The 23788-nt window shown below is 38.8% G+C and carries 20 protein-coding genes; 10 read left to right on the forward strand and 10 right to left on the reverse strand.

Translation table 11 applies throughout. The annotated features are described in order from the left end of the window. From flhA to LQV35_RS02135, 5 genes are read left to right on the forward strand one after another with little or no spacing between them, the layout of a single operon-like run. Positions 1-2199 carry a flagellar biosynthesis protein FlhA gene (gene flhA / locus LQV35_RS02115; protein ID WP_230056216.1) on the forward strand — a complete coding sequence of 733 codons (2199 nt, stop codon included), beginning with the start codon at positions 1-3 and terminating at the stop codon, positions 2197-2199. Positions 2200-2209: 10 nt separating this feature from the next. Then, positions 2210-3229: a DHH family phosphoesterase gene (locus LQV35_RS02120; RefSeq protein ID WP_230056217.1), complete on the forward strand. Its 1020-nt coding sequence runs from the start codon at positions 2210-2212 to the stop codon at positions 3227-3229. Further along, positions 3226-3456 carry a hypothetical protein gene (locus LQV35_RS02125; protein WP_230056218.1) on the forward strand — a complete coding sequence of 77 codons (231 nt, stop codon included), beginning with the start codon at positions 3226-3228 and terminating at the stop codon, positions 3454-3456. Before LQV35_RS02120 ends, LQV35_RS02125 begins: the two co-directional genes overlap by 4 nt. Positions 3457-3500: 44 nt before the next feature. Further along, positions 3501-4430 carry an aspartate carbamoyltransferase catalytic subunit gene (locus tag LQV35_RS02130; RefSeq protein WP_230056219.1) on the forward strand — a complete coding sequence of 310 codons (930 nt, stop codon included), beginning with the start codon at positions 3501-3503 and terminating at the stop codon, positions 4428-4430. A gap of 1 nt (position 4431) precedes the next feature. Further along, the gene (locus LQV35_RS02135) at positions 4432-5718 is read left to right on the forward strand and encodes a dihydroorotase (protein ID WP_230056220.1); all 1287 of its coding nucleotides are present in this window, start codon (positions 4432-4434) and stop codon (positions 5716-5718) included. A gap of 36 nt (positions 5719-5754) precedes the next feature. Here LQV35_RS02135 and LQV35_RS02140 read toward each other — a convergent pair whose 3' ends face one another. Both LQV35_RS02140 and LQV35_RS02145 read right to left on the reverse strand, forming a co-directional pair. Further along, on the reverse strand, positions 5755-7143 hold the full coding sequence (locus LQV35_RS02140; protein ID WP_230056221.1) for a DUF4139 domain-containing protein: 1389 nt from the start codon (positions 7141-7143) through the stop codon (positions 5755-5757). Then, positions 7140-9071 carry a bifunctional C40 family peptidase/M15 family metallopeptidase gene (locus tag LQV35_RS02145; RefSeq protein WP_230056222.1) on the reverse strand — a complete coding sequence of 644 codons (1932 nt, stop codon included), beginning with the start codon at positions 9069-9071 and terminating at the stop codon, positions 7140-7142. Before LQV35_RS02145 ends, LQV35_RS02140 begins: the two co-directional genes overlap by 4 nt. A 91-nt stretch (positions 9072-9162) precedes the next feature. Here LQV35_RS02145 and LQV35_RS02150 point away from each other — a divergent pair, with 91 nt between their 5' ends. Continuing rightward, complete coding sequence (locus LQV35_RS02150; RefSeq protein ID WP_230056223.1) at positions 9163-10482, forward strand: ATP-dependent DNA helicase; 1320 nt, start codon at positions 9163-9165, stop codon at positions 10480-10482. Next, a complete protein-coding gene (locus LQV35_RS02155; RefSeq protein ID WP_230056224.1) occupies positions 10479-11018 on the forward strand; it encodes a hypothetical protein in 540 nt (179 codons plus the stop codon). The genes LQV35_RS02150 and LQV35_RS02155 overlap by 4 nt, the downstream gene beginning before the upstream one ends. On the opposite strand, the gene lolA is transcribed toward LQV35_RS02155, so the two are convergent. Then, complete coding sequence (gene lolA, locus LQV35_RS02160; RefSeq protein WP_230056225.1) at positions 11019-11531, reverse strand: LolA-like outer membrane lipoprotein chaperone; 513 nt, start codon at positions 11529-11531, stop codon at positions 11019-11021. A 99-nt stretch (positions 11532-11630) separates the two neighbouring features. Between lolA and secA the strand changes: the two genes are divergently transcribed. Together secA and LQV35_RS02170 are read left to right on the forward strand one after the other, a co-directional pair. After that, positions 11631-14222, forward strand: coding sequence for a preprotein translocase subunit SecA (gene secA, locus LQV35_RS02165; RefSeq protein ID WP_230056226.1), 2592 nt, complete (start codon positions 11631-11633; stop codon positions 14220-14222). A 131-nt stretch (positions 14223-14353) separates the two neighbouring features. After that, positions 14354-15553: an ABC transporter permease gene (locus LQV35_RS02170; RefSeq protein WP_230056227.1), complete on the forward strand. Its 1200-nt coding sequence runs from the start codon at positions 14354-14356 to the stop codon at positions 15551-15553. Between the two features lie 28 nt (positions 15554-15581). Here the strand turns inward: LQV35_RS02170 and LQV35_RS02175 are convergent, their stop codons facing one another. Both LQV35_RS02175 and LQV35_RS02180 read right to left on the reverse strand, forming a co-directional pair. Next, the gene (locus LQV35_RS02175; protein ID WP_230056228.1) at positions 15582-15956 is read right to left on the reverse strand and encodes a heat shock protein transcriptional repressor HspR; all 375 of its coding nucleotides are present in this window, start codon (positions 15954-15956) and stop codon (positions 15582-15584) included. Positions 15957-15959: 3 nt separating this feature from the next. Further along, positions 15960-16841, reverse strand: coding sequence for a DnaJ C-terminal domain-containing protein (locus LQV35_RS02180; RefSeq protein WP_230056229.1), 882 nt, complete (start codon positions 16839-16841; stop codon positions 15960-15962). A gap of 148 nt (positions 16842-16989) precedes the next feature. Here LQV35_RS02180 and LQV35_RS02185 point away from each other — a divergent pair, with 148 nt between their 5' ends. Next, positions 16990-18405, forward strand: a complete 1416-nt coding sequence (locus LQV35_RS02185) for a Do family serine endopeptidase (RefSeq protein ID WP_230056230.1) — start codon at positions 16990-16992, stop codon at positions 18403-18405. A gap of 28 nt (positions 18406-18433) precedes the next feature. Here LQV35_RS02185 and LQV35_RS02190 read toward each other — a convergent pair whose 3' ends face one another. From LQV35_RS02190 to LQV35_RS02210, 5 genes are all read right to left on the reverse strand, one after another. Then, the gene (locus LQV35_RS02190) at positions 18434-19870 is read right to left on the reverse strand and encodes a potassium/proton antiporter (RefSeq protein WP_230056231.1); all 1437 of its coding nucleotides are present in this window, start codon (positions 19868-19870) and stop codon (positions 18434-18436) included. Between the two features lie 16 nt (positions 19871-19886). Continuing rightward, positions 19887-20330, reverse strand: a complete 444-nt coding sequence (locus tag LQV35_RS02195) for a pyridoxal-5'-phosphate-dependent protein (protein ID WP_230056232.1) — start codon at positions 20328-20330, stop codon at positions 19887-19889. A gap of 25 nt (positions 20331-20355) precedes the next feature. Further along, positions 20356-21597, reverse strand: coding sequence for an ArsS family sensor histidine kinase (locus LQV35_RS02200; RefSeq protein ID WP_230056233.1), 1242 nt, complete (start codon positions 21595-21597; stop codon positions 20356-20358). Beyond that, positions 21597-22283: a response regulator transcription factor gene (locus tag LQV35_RS02205; protein WP_230056234.1), complete on the reverse strand. Its 687-nt coding sequence runs from the start codon at positions 22281-22283 to the stop codon at positions 21597-21599. The genes LQV35_RS02200 and LQV35_RS02205 overlap by 1 nt, the downstream gene beginning before the upstream one ends. A 75-nt stretch (positions 22284-22358) precedes the next feature. Then, a complete protein-coding gene (locus LQV35_RS02210) occupies positions 22359-23627 on the reverse strand; it encodes an O-acetylhomoserine aminocarboxypropyltransferase/cysteine synthase family protein (protein WP_230056235.1) in 1269 nt (422 codons plus the stop codon). Positions 23628-23788 lie beyond the last annotated feature (161 nt).

Here is a 23788-nt window from a genome sequence, read left to right on the forward strand (position 1 = left end):
ATGGCAAAAAACAACATAAATACGCTTGTTTTGCCAGCGTTACGATATGTCAATAAATTTAGCCAGTTTAAAGGGCTAAGTATTGTTGGCGTTATTATTGCTATTTTAGCTATCATCATAGTTCCACTTCCAAGTGGCGTACTTGACTTTTTCTTAGCGATTTCTATCGCCATTTCCGTACTAATAATCCTAATCTCAATATATGTACCAAAACCAACCGACCTTACCACTTTCCCAACGCTTATTCTCATCATCACGCTATTTCGCCTTTCGCTAAATATCGCTACAACTCGTATGATACTTAGCGAAGGGCACAATGGTCCAGAGGCTGTGAGCGACATCATCTCAAGCTTTGGCGAGTTTGTTGTGGGTGGAAATTTTGTTATCGGTATCATTGTTTTTTGTATATTGGTACTTATAAATTTCATGGTCGTAACAAAGGGTTCGACGCGTGTTTCTGAGGTACAGGCGCGCTTTACGCTTGACTCTATGCCTGGTAAACAAATGGCGATAGATGCCGACTTAAATGCGGGACTGATAGATGAAAAAACCGCAAGAGAGAGGCGTGATGCGGTTATAGGAGAGGCAAATTTTTATGGAGCCATGGATGGTTCTAGTAAATTTATAAAAGGCGATGCGGTAGCTGGCATTATCATTACTATTATTAACATCATAGGTGGCTTTGCGATAGGTTCATTTCAGCACGGTCTTGATATGGCTACATCGGCGCAATACTATACAATACTTACTATCGGAGATGGTTTAGTTAGTCAAATCCCAGGACTTATCAGCTCAACAGCAACTGCCATCATCATCACTCGCGCAAGCAAAGAGGGAGATAACTTTGCTGAGGGCTCTATAAACCAACTTACGGGTGATTATAAAATTTTATTTATCGTTGGTTTTATACTTTTTATGTTTGCTCTTGTTCCAGGCCTTCCTACCGTTTCACTCGGTTTTATAGCTATTATTTTTCTTGGGCTTGGATATATCGTAAAGCAGAGCAAGGATGGAAATTTGTTAGACATATCATCTTCTGCTACTGGCTCAAAAGCAAAAGGCGGCGCTTCGCCAACTTCTGGTGCAGCTGCTACTAGTGGAGCTGGCGCAGATGCTCAAAGACCACCTAAAAAGAGTATCGAAGAGATAGCGCGCGAAGAAGAGAAAAAGATAAATGATATTTTGCGACCAGAGTTTTTGGAGCTTGAGATAGGTTATGGGCTTATAAAGTTAGCTGAGACGGATCTGACGGAAAGAATTCGTGGTATTAGGCGTAATATAGCCACTCAGCTTGGCTTTTTAATGCCACAAATCCGTATCCGAGATAACCTACAGCTTCCGCCAAATGAGTATCGTTTTAAGTTAAAAGGTATAGTTGTGGGGCAGGGCGAAATTTATGCGGATAAATTTCTTGCGATGGATAGCGGGCTTGTGAGCGAAGACATTGAAGGAATTCCTACTAAGGAGCCAGCTTTTGGGCTTGATGCGTTATGGATAGATCAAAATACAAAAGAAGACGCGATACTTTCAGGCTATACGATAGTTGATCCAGCAAGCGTTATAAGTACGCACATTAGCGAGCTAGTTAAACAAAATGCTCATGAAATTCTCACTCGCCAAGAGACACAAAATTTACTTGACAAGCTTAAAGCTGAATTTCCAGTTATCGTTGAAGATACTATGCGAGTTGCTAGTGTTGGGCTGATACAAAAGGTACTTAGAGCGCTACTTAAAAATAGCATTCCGATTAAGGATCTTATTAGTATACTTGAAGCCATTAGCGATATAGCTGAAGTTAGTAAAAATTTAGACATGATCATCGAGCATGTAAGGGCTTCGCTCTCTCGCGTGATAACCTCGCTTTATGCAAACGAAAAGGGCGAACTAAGTTTTTATATATTTGAAACTGCTGCCCAGCAAAAGCTACTTGAAGCCGTGCAGTACAAGGACGGTACGTATCATCTTATGATAAATGTCGCCCAAACTTCTGCGATAGTTCAGGCTTTGCGTGCTGAAAAGCAGCGCCGACCGATAAGTCAAAGTGGGCCGATGGTTATTTGTGTTGAGCCTAGTTTGCGTAAATTTATCGCTGATATATGTGCGAATTTTAGTATCGATATAGTTGTTTTAAGCTTTGCGGAAATTTCTCCAAATACACCATTTGAGACGCTTGGCGTGATAAATATAGAAAATTTATAAAAGGATATAGATGAAATTTTTTCACCTTTCACATACTGATTTAGACGGTTATGGTGCGCAGTATGTGACAAAACATTATTTTAAAAATATACATTTTTTAAACTCAAACTACGGTCGCGAGATAGATGAAAAATTTAGTGAAATTTTAAATTTGCTTGATGATAGTGAGCCAAGCGTGATTTTAATAACCGATCTAAATTTAACCATGTCACAGTGCGAGGACTTTGATGAGAGACTAAAGGGTAAAAACGCCAAGCTTTGGCTACTAGATCATCATCAAAGCGGAGCAGAGTGCGCGAGTGCTTATGAGTGGTATTTTTTAGATAACTCGCGCTGCGCGACAAAGATCACATATGACTTTTTTGCTCAAATTTTGGGAGCTGATGAGAGGTTAGCTAAGTTTTGCGATGTCGTAAATGCTGTGGATATCTGGCTAAAAGACAAGCCTGACTTTGAGATGGGAAAGGTCTGTCTTGGACTTGTGGCAAACGCAAAAGAGATAAATAAAGTAATGTTTGAGCATGAAAATAACGAATACCTTGAGTTTTTGTTGGCTCAAGCAAGCAAATTTTTTAATGAGAAAAACGACTATATCGGGCTTGATAGTGCGGTACATAGCATAAAAAAAGAGTTTTTTAAATTTGATAAAGATGATACCTTAAGCAACCTAATATCAGCCTATGTCGTAAGGCTTTTAAGTAAAAATAAAGAGAAATTTAAGATAGAGTACAAGGGCTTTGCCGGCGTTTTGACCTATAATATCGGCAACACCTCAGTCATCGGCAATGACTTTTTGGTTGCAAATCCTGACTTTGACTTTTTCATCGATGTAACTAGCAAAAAAACTCTAAGCTTTCGCGCTAACGGTAAGGTCGATGTGAGCGCGATGGCAAAGCATTTAGTCGGAGGTGGCGGTCATGTCAATGCTAGCGGCGGACTTTTTGCAAATTTTAAAGATGCGTATAATTATGAAGTGATAAAAGCACAGATAGTGGAGTTGATAAATAAAAAAACACAGGAGGATTTATGAGAGAGCAAGATGTGAGTGTAGAGGAGTTAAGCTACGAGCTTAGCGTGGTTTTGGAGGGGTTGCTTTACTATGCGGGAGTGAAAAAGTCAAAGCTTGCAGAGGCAGCAAGTGTCTATGTGGAGTGCATAGATGACGCGCTTGAGGGCTCTGATGCTGAGGGTGTTGATGAGGTAATAGCTATAGTTGAGTACATGAAAAAACACCATTCAAAACTTTTTGAGAGATAAAGGTCGCGTTTTACGCTAATATCAGATAAATTTAAGGCAAGGCAATGAGCTACACACGCAAACATTTAATAGGCACGAGAGACTTAGAAGTCAGCGAGATAATGCACTTTTTAGACGCAGCAAAAGAGTTTAAAGCGCTAAACTCAAGCGAGTTTAAAAAGAGCGATCATCTAAGAGGAAAAACTACAATAAATGCTTTTTATGAAAACTCAACTCGCACGCGCACGAGCTTTGAGATAGCGGCAAAAAGGCTAGGAGCGGACGCGATAAATTTCACCGCGTCAAGCTCTAGTGTAAATAAGGGTGAAACGCTAATTGACACCATGAATAACCTAGAAGCCATGCGAAGCGACATCATCGTGCTTCGTCACCCAAGCTCAGGTGCCGCGCTTCTAGCCACACAGCACACCGACGCCAGTGTCGTAAATGCCGGAGATGGCACGAACGAACACCCAAGCCAGTGTCTGCTAGATCTTTTTACCTTAAGAGAAAACGGCAAAAAGCTAGACAGCTCAACGACTGTGGCGATCATTGGCGATATCGCTAGAAGTAGGGTGGCTCGCTCAGATATTTGGGCGATGAGAAAGCTTGGTATAAATGTTCGCCTTTTTGCGCCAGCGATGATGATGCCGCTAGAGGCAGGGGTTTTTGGCTGTGAGATAGCAAAGAGTGTGGAGGAGGCGTGTGAGGGGGTGGACGCTATCATCATGCTTCGTATCCAGCTTGAAAGAGGCGATGGTGAGGTGGCGTTTCCTAGCTCGCGTGAGTACTCTAAATTTTTTGGGCTTAACAGTACGCGCTTAAAGCTAGCAAAGCCAGATGCGCTAGTGCTTCACCCAGGTCCTATAAACCGCGGCGTCGAGCTAAACTCAGATGTTGCTGATAGCCTAAACTCACGCATTCTAAATCAAGTAGAAAACGGCGTTGCCATCCGTATGGCGATACTTAACACACTGATGAAAAATAGAGGTTAAAATGAAAACGCTTATAAAAAACGCAACTATCGTAAATCACGACGGCATTATAAAGTCAAACATCATCATCGAGGGTGAGAATATCGCTGAAATTTCAAACGCTATCCCACAAGCTGACGCTGTCATAGACGCGAGCGGTAAGCTGGTATTTCCAGGGCTTATCGATATGCACGTGCATTTTCGTGACCCAGGACAAGAGTATAAAGATGATATCGTCTCGGGCTCTCGCGCAGCGGTAGCGGGTGGTGTGACTACCTGCATGCCTATGGCAAATACAAACCCAGTAAATGACAACGCCTACATCACAAGCGCGATGATAGCCAAGGCAAAAGAGTGTGGTCTTATAGATCTTTTGCCAATCGCTGCTATCACAAAGAGCCTAAAAGGCAACGAAGTAACCGAGATGGGTGATCTTGTAAGTGCTGGAGCTGTGGCATTTAGCGATGACGGACTTCCAGTGACTAGCTCATCAGTCATGCGCGCCGCGCTTGAGTACTCAAATATGTTTGGTAGCTTTTGTATAAGCCACTCAGAGGACTGCTCGCTTTGTCGTGGCGGGGTGATGCATGAGGGCAAGGTCTCGGCGATCCTTGGGCTTCGCGGTATGGCAAGAGAGAAAGAGGAAATTTCAGTAAGCCGTGATATGCTACTCGCAAAGCTTACTGGCGGGCATATTCACATAGCGCACGTTAGCTCGGCTTACTCGCTTAAGATCATTGAAATGGCAAAGAAAGATGGCATACGCATAACATGCGAGGCGACGCCACATCACTTTACATTTAGCGATGAGGAAATTTTACGAAACGCCTATGATACGAATTTTAAAATGTCCCCGCCACTTCGCGAGATAAGCGATGTAAAAGCGGTAAGAGATGGGCTAAAAAGCGGGCTTATAGATGTCATCGCCACCGATCACGCCCCGCACCACAGCGATGAGAAGATAGTGGAGTTTGACAAGGCGCCATTTGGTATCATCGGGCTTCAAACTCTCGTGCCACTGACCTTACGACTAGTAAATGAGGGTGTGATAAGCCTAGAGCAAATGAGCGCGCTTACTTCATACAATCCAGCAAAGATTATCAAAGCTACAAACAAAGGCAAGATAGCCGCTGGTATGCTAGCTGACATCGCTATAATCGATCCTGATATAGAGTATATCTACGATGAGAAAGTAAATCGCTCAAAGTCGCTAAACTCACCACTTTTTGGCAAAAAGATAAAGGGCTCAGCCGTAAAAACTCTCAAAAACGGACGAGTGGTTTTTGACTTTGCAGAGTTTGGAATTTAGCACACCTAAGCTTGGATAAATTTATCCAAGCTTACTTTACTTTGGCTCGTTTACTTCATAGCCAAAGTTTATACTCTTTTTCTCGCTTGCTTTTAGGCTAAATTTATACTCAGCTCTACCCTCTTTGTCTATGTTTGCTTTGTCGTTGCTTTTGTCACTTATCTTTATGTTATTGCTTGTGCTTAGTGGTATGCGTTCGGCTAAAGTTATCTCCCAAGTGCGGTTTGAGCTGTTTGTTATCTCGTAGTCCCAAGATCTTGTGGTTGTTTTTGTGTTACCAAAAAAGCTAGATTTACTCATCTTTTCATCGACTTTTTTGCTTACTTTGATGAGTGAATTTTTACCTAGATATAGCACGCTTTGTGCGTTTTCATCAAAGCCTTGCGCGAGGCTCTCACCTATACTTACGCCATCTACTTTATAGCTGGTGTTTGCCATATTTAGCCTATTTTTAGGAGTAAAATTTGCCATTAAAAAGGCATTGGCATCTGCATAAGCATCTATAAATATACTAAATTTCGCGTCCAAGCTTTGCCTGTCATACTCAAAGCTTTTTTGCTCAAACGCGCCAATATTTAGCCCATCAAGCTTGTAGGTATCTGCAAGGCTTAGTTGCTCACTTTTTGCACGAGCTTTTTCAAATTTTACACTATCATTTACGCTCATAGCTACAGCCATACGAGGCTGTATATCGTAGTTTGACGCACTTTGTCCGTAGTATCTAGGCGCAAACTCATCAGGCGCTAATCTAGTGTCGTAGCTAAAAGGATAAATAGCGATACTTAGATTATCAAGCGGTGTTGGCAGGGGGTTAAAGACGCTTATGCTTTGTGAAATTTCAAGCTTTTGAGTAAGCGTGCTAGCGCGGACTTCATTTTTTAGCGAACTTGGCTCAAAAAGCGCAAACGCCACATCTACGCTTTTTGACTCGCAAGCAAAATTTATAGTAAGGTTTTGATACCTTAGCTCTTGCGTTTGTTTATCTAGCGCCGTAGATAGCTCTAAAAGCCGTTCTTTTAGCTCACCTTGCCTTGTTTTATCAGCTAAAATAAGCTCGTAAAATTTCTCACCACTCGCCTTTAGCGCCTCAAAGTCACTCACTTTTGGTGCTATGCTATGCAAAAATTCGCGCTTGTCATTAAATGCTAAAATTTCATTTTCGATCTTTGAGATTTGAAGCTTTAGCTCGCTCACTTTTGCATTTTGTGTGATAAGCGGTCTGCTAAGGCTCATTTTTGTCACATCGCAAGTTGAGCGCACATCTACATCATCCACTCGCACACCATCTGGAACGGCGATGATAAGCTCACTTTTTACATTATCAAAGCTTTGGCGCAAAAACTCAGCGTTTTGATAAATTTCTATCAAATTTTTATCCGCATTTAGCCAAACAAATGCCGTTAGTGAAAGTAAAATTTTCTTCATTTGCTATCCTTAAAAAGCTCAGGTCTATACTCAAAATGCATGCTATCAAAGTGCCTCCAGCGCCCACCCCAGATAAATTTATGCCTCTCAAACACATGCACCACCTCCTCTGGCAAGGTGTTTTTATGCTCTTTGCTCCACTGCCAGTATCCACTGCCATCTACATTTATATCTATCGCGATACCATAGCTGTGGGCGCTAGCACGCTTTGTGCCAGCTATCACGCGCCACTTAAATGTCCCGCTGTCTTTTAAAAATTTTAGTATGTTTTCATCTTTTTTGGCTAGCTCATTTAGCTCATCGCTAACCGCTTGAAGTGCTTTAGCGGCGCCATTTTGTCTGTTAAATTTAAGCTTTTTTGTGCCAAAGTCCTTAAGCCAAATTACATCGACTAAGTTTGCTTTCACGCTTGCTTCGCTATCTCCGTACAGGCTTTGAAGTAGCTCGTAGTCTCTACATCTGCCAGCATCGACAAGTGGCGCATTTATGGGGCTTAGGGCTGGATACACGGCATTTGCGTCAGCGTGATTGCACGGCTCATCTTTGATGGTTTTGGTGTTTACTCTAACTAAAGCTGGCTCTTTTGAAAAGTCATTTAATGTTGTAAGTCTGTCATCTTTTGCTAGCAAGATATTCATCGACTTTATCTTTGAAAGTAGTAACGAACCAGTCTCTACTCCAACAACATCTCGTCCTACATCAAGTGTTGTTATCGCGGTTTGCCCTATAAGCGCGCGTCCATCTGTTATGGTTTTTATCCCCCACGCGTCGTGAAATATAAGAATTTGATCATCTTTAATGCCTACATAAAGCATGATATGTCCTGGAGAGTGAAGCAGTGTCATATAGGGCACAGCTTGTTTTTTTATGACTTCTATCTTTTGTTCGTTTGTTAAAAACGAAAGCTCAACTTTTTTGCCGATGTTTGCTTGAGCTTTAGAGTTTCTAGGCAGCCAAACTCCAAATGCGCCCATCATGTCTTTAGTAAGTAAGGAGCAGTCGCGTAGGTTATCCACGCCACCCCAGCCATAAGGCTCATTTAGGAGTGAGTCAGCCATTGCGTTTATATTTGTCTGATTTAAAGCAAGTGGGAAGCGCGCGGCCTCAGTTTTTGGTATCTTAAATTTATGCTTGCCGTTTCTTGTATAAATTTCGCCGTAAAATGTCTCATCATTCTCTGTTAAAAACGGAAGTATCGCCCCAAGTCTAGCGTAAAATAAAAACCAACCTCGCTCATTATAAACTGGTATTTTATCTCTTAGTATGGTTAGAAATTTTGACTGTTTATAAATTTTTGCCTCATCGCTTGTTATAAAGCGGATATCCTCGACCTTGACCCATCCCCAAACATCATCATCTCTTACCATCGCCCAAGCCCCATCTTTTGATAGGTGTGAGACAAATAGTGGAAAACCGATGCTAAGTGCTGATGTTTGTAGGTAGTCAAATGGATAGCCCTCGCCAGCATTTTGTGGGTTGTAAAAAAGTGGGTCGCTGCTTGGCATGTTGCGAAGTGCGGTATTTGCCGTGGTTATGGCTAGAGCATTTAGAGATAAAAATCCCTCTTCATTTGCATTTTCACGCGTTTGTTCAAACCACTCTTTTGTAACAGGGCGAAAATTTGAGCCATAATATGGGCGTTTTTCTCTAAATTTATATATATCAAGCGCCCAAAAGGCGTCCTTTCTCTCTTTTTTGCTAATATTTGCGCTAAATGTGTTAAATCTTTTTTTAAGTAACGCAGCTCCATCAAGTTGCTCGTTTATCGTGCTTTGAGGCAAATTTTTTACACTTTGTTCGCCAAGATCTATAAGGCTTATGCGTGAGGCTGGTATTTGACTTAAAGCATGGTCGTTTAGTTTTTGATTTTTATCAGAACACCCTAAAAATAGGACTATAAAAAGCGGTAAAATAAGTTTTTTTTTCATGAATTTCCTTGAGATTAAAGTTATGATTTTATCTTAAAAATGTAAATTTATGACTTATTTTGGTATAATTTTGCAAAAAATAGGTTAAGTATTGCTAGAAGAAATTTTACAAATTTTAAAAAACTCAAATCTTTTTCTAACTGGTGGCGGAGGGGTTGGCAAAAGCTACCTTACAAGCGCGGTCATAGCCCACTATAAAAGCGAGCTTAAAAATGTCATCGTGCTTGGAAGCACTGGCATAAGTGCCGTAAATATCGGCGGAGTGAGCGTACATAGCTTCTTTAAATTTGGCATTTGTAATGACTTTAATGAGCTAAAAGCTTATGATAAAAGACAAAAAGATAAGCTAAACAAACTTAGAGCGATACTTGATAGTGCCGATCTTATCGTTTTTGATGAAATTTCAATGATTAGTGCAAATATACTTGAGATGATCTATCTAAGGCTTAATAGCTCAAAATTTAAGGGTCGCTTGATGTTTGTGGGCGACTTTTATCAGCTTCCACCAGTGAAAAAAAACGAAAATCAAAATGCGCTTTTTAGCTTTAACTACGCATTTAGCTCGCATGCTTGGCAGGCTTTTAAACTCGTAAATGTTGAGCTAAAAATTTCAAAACGCACACAAGATGAGAGATTTTATACCATGCTCTCAAAGCTTCGAGTGGGCGATGTAAGCGATGATGTGATAGGATATATCGTTTCACTTTTAACGCCTAAATTTGAGCCAGACGCAAATACAAGCGTACTTTTTGGGACAAATTTTGGTGTTGATAGATTAAATAACATGATGCTAGCACGCCTAAATTCGCCAAATTTTACCCTAAAAGCAGAGCTAAAAATCATAGATGAAACCCTAAACGAAAAGCGCTTGCAAAGTTTTAAAAACTCGCTAAATGTTCCAGAAGCTCTTGAAGTAATGCTTGGTGCAAAGGTGATATTTGCCACCAATAAATGGGGTAGTTATTATAACGGTGAGCGTGGCGAGATAGTCCAAGTCGTGCGCGATGGCAATGAGATAAGCGAGGTGATCGTCAAAAAAGAGAGTGGGGAGCTTTGTGAAGTCGGACGAAATGTCTTTGAACTTATGGAATTTGTTATGCGCGACGGAGAGGTTTGGCAAGAGACACTTGCGACCTTCTCGCAGTTTCCTTTTAAACTAGCTTACGCTCTTACTATCCATAAATCGCAAGGTATGAGTATAAAAAATTTAATGTGCGATTTAAATAATATTTTTGCAAACGGTCAGCTTTATGTTGCACTTTCGCGCGCTATTGACCCAGCTTATCTTAAGCTTTTTTATAATAAACGGCTTGATTTTAGTAGATATTTACAAAGTGTGGTTAAAATAGACGATGAAGTTCGTAAATTTTACGCAGAAAATGAGTTTAAAAACATCAAGGAGAGCTTTTGAAAAAGATATTTTTGGCTATATTTTTGGCAGTTTTTGCAAGTGCAGATGCCATTAGAGTAAATGAATTTGAGGTTGATGTCTATTCAAAAATGGCACAAGGTGCTACAAAAAAGATGCGACTTAACTTGGAGCTTATTGGTAATGATCTAAATTCCAACGAAGCCTATGTTCTAGATGCATTAAATGTCATTATCGGAAGTTTTTACGCAGAAGATTTACTTACTTCTCTTGGTAAGGAAAAATTTAAAGAAGCATATATAAAATATGCTGCAAAAAAGCACGGTCTAACTATCGATGATGTTTTGATAATAGCCATGAAAGTTGTCGAAAAGGTCGAGATAGAGGATATAATAAATGCTATAAAAATGCGCGATCTATGTGGCTCAAGAGCGCCGACTTCTCATAATGAAAATTCAACAAGAACAAATAAAAATAACTCAAACAATATAATCATCTCTCCAAATTTAAATGATATAAATCGCCCAATCGACCTAAACAGTATCGAAAATTTTGGCTCTGACTTTGGCGAGCCTTGATTATTGAGTGATGATATCGTAGCCTTTTGGGACATTTGGGGTTAAAAGCTCTTTTGAGATTGCCTTATCTTTGATGACATTTTTTAAGGTAACTTTTATCTTATTTTCCAACTTATCTTTGTAGTCTATGACTAAAGGTAGCCCATTTTTCATGGTGATCAGATACTCTACATTGTCATATTTTGCCTTATAAAGATCTGGGGTTATCTTTTTTGCGGAGCTTAGAATTTGTGTTAGATTTGGTGTTGAGTCAAGTTTTGAGATGATGGCTTGCTCAAGCTCATCTTCTATAACAACAACATGTGTATCACTAAAATATATCTTTTTTGGTGTCGGAGATGAATATATCCAAAGTGCGGTATTATCAGCATTTGCATAAAATTTTCCAACATAGCTAACGCTAGCATCTTTGCTATTTACCACCTGCGTAAATTCACTTTGTAAACTTTTAAAGCTAAGATCAGCACAAAATGCTCCAACTACCAGAAGCGATGATAATAAAAATTTTCTCATTTTTTCTCCTTAAAATGCGCTATTTTAACTAAGTTTAATTAAATAAATAGTTAAACTATGGTACAATCGGAAGTTAAAAATTTTGTAAAAAGGTTATGAATGATCTCAACGATATTTCAGAAAATTTTTGGAACACAAAACGATAGAGAGGTTAAAAAATACTATAAAAGACTAAAAGGCGTTAACGAGCTTGAAGCAAAATATGAAAACATGAGCGATGATGAGCTAAAAGCCGCATTTAACGCTTTAAAAGATGAAGTTAGAGCAGGAAAAAGTGAAGATGAAGTTCTAAATGATGTTTTTGCTATCGTCAGAGAGGCCGGCAAAAGAACGCTTGGTATGCGACATTTTGATGTTCAGATCATAGGCGGTATGGTACTTCATGAAGGTCGCATAGCTGAGATGAAGACGGGAGAGGGCAAAACCCTTGTGGCAACACTACCTGTTGTACTAAATGCAATGAGTGGCAAGGGCGTGCATGTAGTAACTGTAAATGACTATCTTGCAAAGCGTGACGCGACACAAATGGGCGTGCTTTATAACTTTCTTGGGCTTAGCGTGGATGTTGCTCTAAGCGGTCAAAACAGCGATAGTATTCGCAAAGCAGCCTATGATGCAGATATAACTTATGGAACAAATTCTGAATTTGGTTTTGATTATTTGCGAGATAATATGAAATTTGACGAAAACGATAAGGTTCAGCGTGGACATAACTTTGTTATAGTTGATGAAGTCGATAGTATATTAATTGACGAAGCAAGAACCCCATTAATCATCTCAGGACCTACTAATCGCACTCTTGATGGCTACATCAAAGCAAACGATGTGGCTAAAAAGCTTGTGCGCGGTGAGCCAGCTGATCTAAGCGTACCAGGCTCAAAGCCTACTGGTGACTTTGTTGTGGATGAGAAAAACCGCAATATCATCATCACAGAAGAGGGCATAAGTAACGCCGAGAAGCTATTTGGTGTTGAAAATTTGTATGATCTAAACAACGCTATCTTAAGCCATCATCTAGATCAAGCCCTAAAAGCTCACAATCTCTTTGAAAAAGATGTCCATTATGTCTTGCGTGGTAATGAGATAGTGATAGTTGATGAATTTACTGGGCGTTTAAGCGAGGGTAGGCGTTTTAGTGAGGGTTTACACCAAGCACTTGAGGCAAAAGAGGGGGTGCAAATTCAAGAAGAGAGCCAAACTCTAGCTGATACAACTTATCAAAACTATTTTAGAATGTATAAAAAAATGGCAGGCATGACTGGTACGGCGCAGACTGAGGCTACTGAGTTTTCACAAATTTATAAACTAGAAGTCATCTCTATCCCCACAAATGTTCCTGTTAAGAGAATAGATGCAAACGATCTTATTTATAAGACAACGGCTGAAAAATTTAAAGCTGTTATAGATGAGATAAAAAAGGCAAATTCAAAAGGTCAGCCAGTTCTTGTGGGAACGGCGAGTATTGAGCGAAGTGAGATGTTGCATGAAATGCTTGTTAAAGCTGGTATCGCACACTCTGTGCTAAATGCTAAAAACCATGAAAAAGAGGCAGAGATCATCGCTGAAGCGGGCAAAAAAGGTGCAGTAACGATCGCCACAAATATGGCAGGCAGGGGCGTTGATATACGCATAGATGATGAGGTGCGTGCCCTTGGCGGACTTTATATCATCGGTACAGAGCGTCACGAAAGCCGTCGTATAGATAATCAACTTCGTGGTCGTGCTGGTCGTCAGGGTGATCCTGGCATGAGTCGCTTTTATCTTAGCCTAGAGGATAATCTGCTTAGAATTTTTGGTGCTGACCGCATAAAGGCTATCATGGATAGACTTGGTATCGATGAGGGTGAAAGTATAGAGAGTAAACTTGTTACTCGTGCGGTTGAAAATGCACAAAAAAAGGTTGAAAATTTACACTTTGAAGCTAGAAAACACCTTCTTGAATACGACGATGTGGCAAATGAACAAAGAAAGACTATCTATAAATACCGCGACGAGCTTCTTGATAAAGAGTATGATATGAGTGAAAAGATAGCCGAAAATAGACTCGCATATGTTACAAATTTGCTTGAAAGTGTTGAGATATTTGAGATTACTATGAAAGAGGATTTTGATCTTAAAGCTTTAGTTTCACACCTTGAAAGTGATAGCTCTGAAAGTATCGATGAGAGCGAACTTGCGGGGCTTGATTACAATGAGCTTGTGGCTAAAATTTGTGAGATTTTAGAGCAGCGCTATACTGAAAAGATGAGTATATTAAGTGCTGAGCAAAAGAGAGAGATCGAAAAGGTTCTTTACTTGCAGGTACTTGATGGTGCTTGGAGAGAGCATTTGTATCAGATGGATATATTAAAAACAGGTATCGGTCTTCGTGGATATAACCAAAAAGATCCTCTTACCGAGTATAAAAAAGAGAGTTATAACCTTTTTGTAGAGCTTGTCACTCGGCTAAAAACTGAGAGCGTAAAGATGTTAAGTCTTTTAAGGCTAAAGCCTCGTGATGAAGCACTGCAAGATGAGGCTGCTGCTATGAGATCACGCATGCAAGATGAGCAAAATGAGATGTTAAGAGCAGAGGAGCAGTTAAGTGGAAATAAAAAAATCCCACGCAACGCCCCTTGTCCGTGCGGTAGCGGCAAAAAATACAAAGAGTGTCACGGCAAAAGCGGCCCTAAAAAAGGCGTTTTTGCATAAAAGTGGGTTTTAGCAAGTTTGTTTTGACTGATCTAAAATTTGCTTAAAATTTTAGATCTTTTCTTAAGCGAGCTTGCTATTTTTTCTTTGTTTTTGTATGCTTATCTTAAATAAATTTTCAAGGATTATCTTTGCAAAGCTTGCCAAAATATCTACTTTTTAAATATCTGCGTTTTGATAAAAGTCAGCCATTTATCACGCTAAGTGCCGTGCTTGCGTTTCTTGGTGTAAGTATAGGTCTTATGGTTTTAATCGTTGCGATGGCTATTATGAATGGATTTGATAAAGAATTTGAGCGCAAGCTTTTTACTATGAACTACCCAATATCCATACTTAGCCCATTTCAAGGCTCAGTAAATGACAAGCTTGTGGATGAACTTAAACAAAAATTTCCAGAGTTAAGCTTTAGCCCATTTATAAGTACGCAAGTTATTTTGCGTGGGGCAAATAAGCTTGAAGGCGGGCTACTTTTTGGAGTAAATTCAAAAGATGAGAAGCGGATAAATCAAGTCATAGCAGATGGGCTTGGCGAGCTTGAATTAAATGAGTTTGAGATCCTTATTGGCAAAGGTTTAAGCGAGGGATTAAATTTACCAAATGGCGAAAAGACTACAGTTATTTTTACTAAGGCTGATCCAAGCGGTTTTGCGCTTATCCCAAAGATGAAGCGCTTTGATGTGGTGGCAAATTTTAGCTCTGGACTCGTTGCTTATGACAAGGCTTATAGCTATACTTCAGCAAGTGCACTTAGGAAAATTTTAGAATACCCTAATGATGCTTATGATGGCATACATATCTATTCGCAAAAGCCGTTTGATGATATAAAGCGAGTGCAAGCTGCTTTGCCTGCTGGTATGAAAGCGATAGGCTGGTGGGAGCAAAATGGAAATTTTTTCTCAGCTCTTGCACTTGAAAAGCGAGCACTTTTTATCGTCTTAATGCTTATTATTTTGGTAGCTTCACTAAATATTATTAGCTCACTTCTTATGACAGTTATGAATCGTCGTCAAGAGATCGCCCTTCTTTTGGCACTTGGTGCTAGTAAGAGTGAGATAAAAAAGAGCTTTTTTTATCAAGGGCTAGTTATAGGTGGAAGCGGGATAGTTTTTGGCTTGCTTCTTGGTCTTTTTGGCGTTTGGTTGCTTGGTAGTTTTAATATAATTGACCTGCCAGCCGATGTTTATGGAAGCTCAAAACTACCTATGGAGCTTTCTTTGGGGGATTTTGCGATGATAGTTGTAGGAGCTATCGTGATAGTTTGCATGTCATCTTACTATCCAGCTAAAAAGTCAGCCGAAGTCGATGTTTTACAAACATTGCGAAACGAATAAATTTAAGAGGTAATATAACCCCTTAAATTTAACTCTTACTCTCGTAAAAAATAATATCAAAGTTATTTTTGCGCTTTACAAGAGCTTTTTTGCTAGGTATGTTTGTATTTTTTTGTCCAAGCTGGGTTTTTAGCTCGTTAATAGTAGCTTCAAATTCATCCATCTTGTCTTTTAGTTGAAGTATCACATCAACACCAGCTAAATTTACGCCAAGATCTCTTGTTAGTCTTAGTATCATCTTTACCTTATCAACATCTCTTTGTGAGTAAAGACGCATGCGTCCATCGGTGCGTGATGGCTCGACAAGCCCCTCTCTTTCATATTGGCGTAAGGTTTGAGGATGTACACTAAGAACTTTTGCTACAACGCTTATTAGATAAAGTGGTTCATCATAATTTTGCATATTTTACTCCGGAAGTTTTTCTTTTAAAAGTTTTACAAGCTCATCATCAAGCTCATCAACATTTGGCAGCAGCACTCTTGTTTTAAGGTATAAATCCCCATAAATTCCACTCTTTCTATTTTGAATACCGTAGCCTTTTAGACGAATTTTGGTGCCAGTTTTAGAGTCGGGGGAGATTTTTATAGTAACATCTTTTTTGTAAGTTTTTACATCAAATTTGCCACCAAAAAGCATAGTTTTAAGTGGTATTAACGCATCTTTTATAAGATCATCACCATCTCTTTCATACTCATCACTATCCTCAATATTTACACTGAGTATAAGGTCGCCAGTTTGCCCCATGGCGCTCTTGCCTTTGCCTTTGACGCGTAGTTTTTCATCGTTGTTTATGCCGGCTGGAATTTTTATCTTTAGACTTTCTGAATTTATATTTATCTTATGTTCTCCACCCATAATCGCAACATCAAAAGGTATGCTAACTTTGGCATTTATATCAAGATTTACGCCACCAAAACCACCAAAACCTTGCTGGCTAAAGCCACCAAAGCCACCTGTTTGACTAAAACCACTAGCTCCAAAGCCGCCACCAGAAAAGATATTGCGTAAAATTTCATTGAGATCGCCCATATTTGCAGAACCTCTAGCAAAGTCATGGAAATTTTGCCCACCAAACATACTATCGCCATATTGATCGTATTGCGCGCGTTTTTTCTCATCACTTAAAATCTCATACGCTGCGTTTATCTCTTTAAATTTTTCTTCCGCACCAGCATCTTTGTTGATGTCTGGATGATATTTTCTAGCTAGTCTACGGTAGGATTTTTTTATTTCATCAGCAGAAGCCGACTTTGAAACACCTAGTGTTTCATATAAACTTTCGCTCATTTTTTCACCTCTTTTTTATATGTATTGTATCATAAAACTTTAGTGTATGTCAATCAAGTTTGTATTTACTTTGCTAAAAATTACCATTAAAAATTTATTGCGAACAATGTCTTATAATAACCAAAATTTCAAGTCTTAAGGATGAAAAATGAAAAAAATAATATATTCGTCAATATTTCTTTCAACTATGCTTGTGGCTGCAAGTGTGAATATCGAAGAGGCAAATTCTAACATTTCAAGAGTTTCGCCTTTGCAAAATGGAGGCGATAATGCGATACTTTCGTATCATAACTCAATTGCCGATGCGAAAAAAACGGTTGTTAATATCTCAACTACAAAAACAAGCAAAGTAAGGTCGCATGGCTTTGATGAGTTTTTAAACGATCCTATGTTTAGAGAATTTTTTGGTTTTAATTTTGGTATACCGCAAGAGCGTCAAAAAAGTAGCTCTCTAGGCTCTGGTGTTATCATCTCAAGCGATGGATACATTATCACAAACAACCATGTAGTGGAGGATAGTGATGAGATAGCAGTTGTGCTTTCAGGCAGTGATAAAGAGCACAAAGCAAAGGTTGTAGGACTTGATCCAAAGACCGATCTAGCTGTTATTAAGATAGAAGCCAAGGGGTTAAATGCGATAAAATTTGCGGACTCATCAAAGGTGCTTGAAGGCGATGTGGTTTTTGCGATAGGAAATCCATTTGGCGTTGGCTCTTCGATTACTAGGGGTATCATATCTGGGCTAAATAAAAACAACATAGGTCTAAATCAGTATGAAAATTTTATCCAAACCGATGCGTCGATAAATCCTGGAAATTCGGGCGGAGCGTTGGTTGATAGTCGCGGAGCTTTAGTGGGTATAAACACAGCCATTCTTTCTCGTGGCGGAGATAGTAGTGGTATAGGTTTTGCGATACCTTCAAGTATGGTAAAAGATATTGCTCAAAGACTTATAAATGACGGTAAGATAGAGCGAGGATATCTTGGCGTGATGATAGCAAATTTGACAAATGACCAAAAAGAGCTTTATGAAAACAAAGAAGGAGCTCTTGTTAGTAGCGTAGAAAAGGGATTTGCTGCTGATGAAGCTGGCATAAAGCGCGGCGATCTTATCGTTAAGATAGATGATAAAAATATAAAAGATGCAAATGATCTTAAGAACTATATCGGATCGCTTTCGCCAAATCGCGAAGTGGAGGTAACTTTTGAGCGAAATGGCAAGATAAATAAAAACAAACTAAAGCTTTCTAGTATGGATATCGGAGCAAAGGTCGCAAAAGCTGATGAAAGCGTTGTTGATGGTCTTGGAATTTCAAATTTAACAGATGATATAAAATATAAATACAAAATACCAAAAGAGACAAACGGTGTTTTGGTAACCGAGGTAAAAAGTGGTTCAAAAGCTGAAGAGTACGGCTTTGAGCGTGGTGATATTATCATGCAAGTAGCTGATGAGCTTATCATTGATATAGATACTTTTACAAAAGCTATCAAAAAACATAAAGGCAAAAAGCTAGTTTGGGTAAATAGACGAGGCGTGGCTCAAGGGCTAGTTATAAGATAATCCAAATAAAAGAGCCATCTTGGCTCTTTTAAAACTTAGACATACACTCATCGTAAATTTCACTATTTTCACATTGTATTAGCAATGTATCTGCATTTTCAAAGATAAATGAGCCAGTCGGTTTTATATATTCATTGTTACGCTTTATCATAATGACTAGCAAGGTTGTTGGCAAATTTATCTCTGCTAGACTTTTACCCACAAGAGTTGAGTTTGGCTGTACGCAAAACTGTTTTAGAGCATATGTGAGTATCGGAGAGCTACTAAGGGGTGGCTGTTTTGGCTCTTCTTCAAGAACGACATCAAATTTTCTTGCAGCATACGGGATACTTGCGCCTTGAAGGCAAATGGAGATTAAGACCATGAAAAATATAATATTAAATATCATATTTGCATGCTCTAATCCACCACCATATGTATAGGTTGCAAGCACGATAGGAACGACACCTCTAAGCCCAACCCAAGAGATGAAAAGCTTATCTTTAAAACCAAATCTTGAATATACCAGTGATACAAAAACGCCTATAGGTCTAGCAACAAAGATGAGCCATAGGGCTAGTAAAAATGCCATTAGTGCTATGCCAGGAAGCTCAGAAGGTGTTACTAAAAGACCAAGTGTTAAAAAGACCACAAGCTGCATAGCCCATGCGATACCATCGTGAAAGCCTATTAAATTTTTCTTGTGTACAAACTCTTTTTTGTTTATAAAAATTCCAGCCATATAAACAGCTAAATACCCATTGCCTCCTAATTTTGCGCAAACTGTATATAAAAGCAGTATCCAAGCGACTGAAAAAACTGGGTAAAGTCCAGAAATTTTAAGCTTTATCCTATTAAATATACCAGGCAATAATATGCCAAAGATATAGCCTAAAACCGCCCCTATGCCAAACTGCTTTATAAATGTCAGTGCTATGTCATTGCCTGTTGGAAGCTGAGATAGTGAGATGATTTGTATCAATGTTAGAGTTAAAAATATCGCCATCGGGTCGTTTGAGCCAGACTCAAGCTCTAAAAGCGGTCCGATATTGTTTTTTAGCGAGAGATTATTTGCCTTTAAGACTGCAAAAACAGCGGCTGCGTCGGTTGATGAGATGATGGCACAAAGCAAAAATGCCTCAAGCCAGCTATACCCAAGTAAAAATTTAGCAACTGGCAGTAAGGCTAGGGCGGTTAGGATAACACCAGCAGTTGCTAGTATAATGCCTCTTGAAAAAACTGGTTTTATAGAGTTAAAAACCGTGTCAAGTCCGCCCGCATAAAGTATAAATATAAGCGCCAACATGCCTACATTTTGTGTCATACTTTGATCATCAAAGCTTACGCCTAAAAGCCCGTCTGAGCCAGCAAGCATACCAACGCCAAGAAAGACAAGCAGTGAAGGTATACCAAGTCTATCGGTAAATTTACTAGCTAGTATAGAAGTTATAAGTAAGATCGCAAAAAATAAAAGTAAATTTTCCAAAATTTAACCTAAAAAATTAAAAAAACTCATCATTTGTAGTTGCATCAAGGTCGGTTGTCCTTAGACATTCTAGCAAGATACCGTAATTATCTTTTATCTCATCTTGAAATTTTTCAAGCAAGACTTTTGAGCTGCTACCATCGTGGGGGTAATTGACTACAATATCAAGTGGCCTTTCACTTAAAAACTCTTGAATTCCTTCTAAAAGTTTAAGTGCTCCGTTTTTATTTGTTGCAAAAAGTACGGCAACAAAGTGGTTTTTCTCTTGCACAACAGCATCGGTATTTCTTAAAATTTTTTCTATTATCCACTCATAGCCAGTGTTTGTTTCTGGGATCTGAAAATAGATAAGAGAGAGCTCCTTGGCATCTTTTGTATGGTTGTAATAGCGCTTCATGACTGAAATTTCAAGATCAACAAGTGATGATAAATTTTGTGGCAAAAAGTGTTTTGCAGCCATTTTTTGTCCCTTTTTTATGTAAATTTTACTTTGAGATTATACCACACAAATTATCAAAAATAAATATATTCATTTCATTTTTATATTCATAGCTTAGTTTCATGCCGTGTGCGCTTAAGATATTGCTTACTATATATAGCCCAAGACCAAAACTTTTTTGCGTATTTTGACCTTTGATAAAGGGCTGGATGTAAAACTCAAGCTTTTCTTTGAGCGGTTCGCCACGACTCATAAATTTGATATTATCAGGCGTGGTTAGGACATTTACATGTTTGTCAGTTGAGTATTTTAGCCCGTTATCTAGCATATTTTTAATAGCTATACTAAAAAGCTTAAACTCAACATTTAGCTTTAAATTCTCAACTCTATTTAGCCCAACTTGACTAGGTTCTATCATCGCTAAATCAATAGCCTCATCCATGATGTCATCTAAAAAACAAGTTGTTTTGTTGCTAAGTTCTATCTTTGATGTGGTCTGCTCAATCGCCGCAAGTTCATTTATTAAATTTTCTAGTTTATTAAAAACACTGATAAATCTATCTTTGCTCTTTCCCTCATCCATCATCTCAGCAACCAAACGACCTTTTGTGATAGGTGTTTTTAACTCATGCATGATGTTTCGCAAAAAAAGATGGCGTGAGTCATTGAGTGTTTTTATCTGTAAGACAGCATCATAAAAAGCCTGAGAAACATCGGAAATTTCGTCATTACCACGACTTACATTTACTACGCCATCTATATCGCCATTTGCAAATTTTGTTATTTGGCGTTTTAGTTTTCTAAGTGGTTTTAGCTTATAGATAACAAAAATATATGCAACAAGCAAGATAATGCCAACTATGCCAAAAACAACCTTTATAACCTCATAGCGATATGGCTGAAATTCCGTATCCATGAGTAGTTTGATGTTGTCGATGTGGCGAATCTTAAGATAGTGGTGTCTTTGAAAAAGCAGTATAGCGCTTGAACCTATGTCATCAGAAATTTCTTCTAAAACCTGAGCTTTTGCAAGCACTTCTGCTTTTAAGGTTTGGTCTTTTATCTCTGGCATGTTTATGTTTTTAAGCGAGTCTTTAAATTTCTCCTCATTTATTATCCCACTCATATAAAAAAGATGCGCTTGTGCGACATTTGAATATTTGTTATTTAGCTCTTTTGAGTAGTTTTGCTTATCATATCCCATAAGCCACAAAAACGCTAGGCATACAGAGATAAGCGCAAGCGAAAAGATAAAGGTGATCGTTATAAAAATAGATGAGCGTTGCATTATAAAACCAGCTTATAGCCGATACCTCTTATGGCGTGTATATAGCGAGGCTCTTTTGGGTTTTCGCCAAGTTTTGTGCGTATACGACCTATCATCACATCAATACTTTTACTGGTGCTGTCTTCGTTTAAGCTTTCGCAGTTATAGATAAGTTCTTCACGACTTACTGCACCACCTTGCTTTGTGATAAGATATCGTAGTATGTCGTATTCAGCTATCGTTAATGAGAGCGGAGTGCCTTTAAATAAAATTTCATGCTCAAAATCTTTTAAGACTATGTCTTTATTTGTATCTATCTGCTCTTTTTGTCCTGGGTTTGCCATATTTTGCTGGCGACGCAGATGGCTTTTTATGCGAGCTAGAAGCTCTTGCGGATTATAAGGCTTTGGCAGATAGTCATCGGCTCCGTTATCTAGTGCCTTAACTTTATCTGTTATGTCGTGGCGAGCGCTTGAGATGATGATGGGAACATTGTGGTTTTTACGAATTTCTGTACAAACCTCAAGCCCATCAATGCCAGGCAAAGTAAGGTCAAGTATGACTAGGTCAAAGTTTTGCGTATTTAGCGTAGAAAGCCCAAGATAAGGCTCATCTACCACTGTTACTTTCATCTCGTTTGTCTCTAAAAACTCAGTTAAAATTTCAGCCAGCTCAAGGTCATCTTCTATCATTAAAATTTTTGTCATATTTTCTCCATTTTTTTAAAATTATAACGATAAAAATTTATTATAAGGTTAAAAAGGGGATAAACCCCTTGTTTTTTAGACGGCGCTAAGCGCTTGGTCTAGATCGTTTATAAGATCATTAGCGTCTTCTAGCCCTACGCTTAGCCTAATAACACCAGAACCTATACCAATGGCATTTAGCTCATCTTCACTTGATTGAAAGTGTGTAGTGCTTGCTGGATGAGTGATGAGCGACTTACTATCTCCGATATTTACAACGATACTAAAAATTTTAGTTGAGTTTATAATCTTTGTAGCAAATTCTCTATCCCCAACATCAAAACTAAGAAGTCCGCTAGCGCCATTTTCTAGGTAAGTTTTTGCTCTTTCGTTGTATTTGTCGCCATTTAAAAGTGGATAATTAACACTTTTTACCTTTGGATGTGAAGCTAAAAATTCAGCTACTTTTAGTGTATTTTCACAGTGTTTTTTCATCCTTAAATTTAGCGTTTCAAGACCTTGTATAAGCAAAAAGGCATTCATTGGAGCCAGCGTAGCGCCCAAATCTCTTAACAAGGAAAGTCTTGCTCTTAGCGTGTATATATCAAAATCATCTGGTAGTTTTGCATAAATAAGACCGTGGTAACTCTCATCTGGCTCGTTGTAAAACGCATAGCGAGCATTATCTCTAAGCAGGTCATTTAACTCATAAGACGCACTTATAAGACCGCCAAGTGCCGAGCCCTGACCGCCAATATATTTAGTGGCGCTATGCACTGAAACATCGATACCGTGCTTAAATGGCTTAAATAACACCGGGGTTGCTACAGTGTTATCTACTATCGTTACTATGCGGTGTTTTTTGGCGATCTTTACGATCTCATCTATTTTTGGTATGACGATTTGCGGGTTTGAAAGGCTTTCAAAAAATATGGCTTTCGTCTTTTCATCTATTAAATTTTCTATCTCACTTGGATTATCTGGGTCAAAAATCCTAGCTACAATACCAAAACGCTTCATCGTGCGAGTAAGCAAGGCTGAGGCGTAAATCTTGTTTGAGACGATTATGTTGTCGCCACATTCAGCTAAATTTATGATGGAGTAAAATATCGCTGCCATACCACTGCTTGTGCTTATAGCTGCGCGTCCGCCCTCAAAAGCGGCAAACCTAGCTTCAAGTACATCAAGAGTTGGATTTGTTAGGCGCGAGTATATCGGACCAAGTTCTTTTAAAGCAAAGCGATTTGCCGCAGTTTGGGTGTTGCCAAAGTCAAAAGCTGTGCTCATATAAAGTGGCGCACACATTGCCCCTGTTGCGGTTTTGGTATCATATCCAGCGTGCGTTGCTATGGTTTCTAGGTTCATTTTTGCCTCCAAAGATTTTGTTTTAAATTGTATAAAAATTTTTTAAAAAGTTGCGTAAATTTAAAGTAAACTATCAAATTTTGGATAAAAGTGTGTAAAATCGTCATTTCAGCAATAAATTTAAAAAACATTGCTACAATAACAATAAAAATTTTGGAAAA

This window comes from Campylobacter suis, from assembly GCF_905120475.1.
Taxonomy (GTDB): domain Bacteria; phylum Campylobacterota; class Campylobacteria; order Campylobacterales; family Campylobacteraceae; genus Campylobacter_A; species Campylobacter_A suis.